General features: G+C 45.7%; 1 protein-coding gene. It reads left to right on the top strand.

All coding sequences use genetic code 11. From position 1 onward, the window contains the following. The first annotated feature begins 194 nt into the window (after positions 1-194). On the top strand, positions 195-2,372 hold the full coding sequence (locus tag ACI35L_RS07620) for a beta-glucosidase (RefSeq protein WP_439802593.1): 2,178 nt from the start codon (positions 195-197) through the stop codon (positions 2,370-2,372). Positions 2,373-2,420: the final 48 nt, after the last annotated feature.

The raw sequence follows: 2,420 nt of genomic DNA, 5'->3' as shown, positions 1-2,420 counted from the left end.
ATAACAAAAATAGTGCGAGAGAAAGGATAAGAAAAATACTATAGTAGAATTAGTGAAAAACTTCACAAATGATATTAATCCAGATATAACAAGGGAAGAAATCTTCCTTTTTGTTTGAAGGCTACCTGGATATTTCAACGATGTAAGCGTTTTAAAGAGAAAGTAAGAAAACTATTGTGTGAGGAGAGTTCAACATGAGTCAACAGAATATGGTTATGGATAAGACCGAGCAGTTTCCATGGATGGACAAGTCACTTTCACCACGTGAGCGTGCTGAGAAGCTTGTTGCTGCTATGACTTTGGAGCAAAAGATTGCCCAGCTGCACGGTGCCATGAATACAATCAACATCTATGACTTGCCGTCTATGGATGAAATGAATATGATGAGCCCTGAGGAGCAAGAGCGCCTTATGGCTCAAATCCAAGTTCAGCGCCATGTTAAGGGTATTGAAGAGTTGGGTATCCCTCGTTTCCGTATTACAAACGGACCTGTAGGCGTAGGTATGGGGGATGGTCATCCAAGCCCGCCAGCTACTGCACTGCCAATGACAATTGGTCTTGCTGCAGGCTTTGATCCTGAGCTAGCGCGTGAGTACGGGGATATCATTGGTTCTGAGACGGCTACGCTTGGCCAGCATGTACTTGAAGGACCAGGGGTTTGCTTGCACAGAACGCCAATCGCAGGTCGTAACTTTGAGTATTTCTCTGAAGATCCATACCTTTCCGGTGTAATGGGCGTTGAGGTTACGAAAGCGATTCAGGAGCATGATGTTATTGCGATGGGTAAACACTTTGCCGTTAACGATCAGGAGTACGAGCGCTTCCGCACAAGTGTTGAGTTGGATGAGCATGTATTGCGCGAGCTTTACCTTCTGCCTTTCGAAATGTTAGTCAAAGACGGTGACATCGCCGCTATGATGAGCGCTTACAACCGTGTTCGCGGTGTGTACGCAACGGAAAGCCGCTACCTTCTTAACGATATCCTTCGTGACGAGTGGGGCTTCCAAGGGTATGTACAATCTGACTTCTGGTCTTGCCGTTCTGCTGCTGCATCATTGAATGCTGGTATGGACCATGAAATGCCGGATGCTAAATGGTTGAACGAGACGAATGTGAAGAATGCCCTCCAAGACACGAGCCTTGAAATTGAAACGGTTGACCGTGCATTGGTTCGCCGCTATACACAAATGTTCCGTTTCAATCAATTCGAGCGTCCTTACAATCCAGGTGAGATTGATGCGAAAGGACACGGAGCTAGATCTAGAAAAATCGGTTCACAAACAGCGATTCTTCTAAAAAATGAAGATGAAATGCTGCCACTTGATCCGAAAGCCTATGGCTCCATCGTGATCATCGGTCAATCTGAATTCGTGGATGATGCTTGCAACGGCGGCGGCGGTTCTTCAAAGGTAACTCCGCTCTACACTGTACCACCAGTAGAAGGTATGCAGAATGTACTGCAAGGTCTTGGTTCAGACTCTAAAGTCAGCAAGTTCACAGTTGCTTCCGATTTATCAAATCTTGAAGAAGCAAAAGCTGCTGCAGCTAAAGCAGACATGGTGATCTTAATGGCTGGTTTGGTTGCCTCTGAAGGCTTTGACTTGCCAACACCAAACATGTTGAACGACCAAAACCGCATGGTTGACGAATTGTTGGATATCAATCCGCAAACTGTTGTTGTCATGAAAGACAGCAGCCCAGTCATGATGCCATGGATTTCTAAAGCTAAAGCAGTTCTTGAAGCTTGGAACCAAGGTACTGAAGATGGTCACGTTGTGGCTGATTTACTCTTCGGTGTAGTTAACCCATCAGGTAAGGTTCCTACAACCTATGCGGCATCTGAAAGCGACCTATTATACGCAGGCAAGCCTGAGCGCTACCCTGGTACAGATGAAGGTAACGGCTTCCCAGTTATCCGTTATTCTGAAGGCCTCAACATGGGCTACCGCTGGTTCCAGTCTCAAGGAATTAAGCCATTATTCCCGTTCGGATATGGCCTATCCTACACAACCTTTGAGCTTTCTGGATTCTCAGTCACACCAGAACAAACAGACGGCAAATCTCCTATCGCGGTTAAAGTAACCGTAACGAACACAGGAAAAGTGGCTGGAGCTGAAGTTGTTCAAGTATACCTAGGCATTCCTGTCCACGGACAGCCGCCTAAACGTCTAGTTGGCTTCCAAAAAGTTCACCTAGAGCCTAATGAGTCACGTGAAGTAACAATCACAATTGACCCAGCTGCTACGAACCATCCAATGGGCGTATGGGACTACTATGAACATGACTTCGTCGTAAGACCTGGCGAGTACACTGTATATGTTGGGACTTCCAGCGAAGATACTCCTTATAAAGGCACAGTAGTTGTTGAATAAAAGAATGAAGGATTGAATCCGATTAGGGTTCAATCCTTTTTTCTAGTT

It is taken from the genome of Pradoshia sp. (genome assembly GCF_051873915.1).
Taxonomy (GTDB): Bacteria; Bacillota; Bacilli; order Bacillales; family Pradoshiaceae; genus Pradoshia.
The sequence above is the reverse complement of the archived record's forward strand: the minus strand, read 5'-3'. Positions and strand labels throughout refer to the sequence as shown.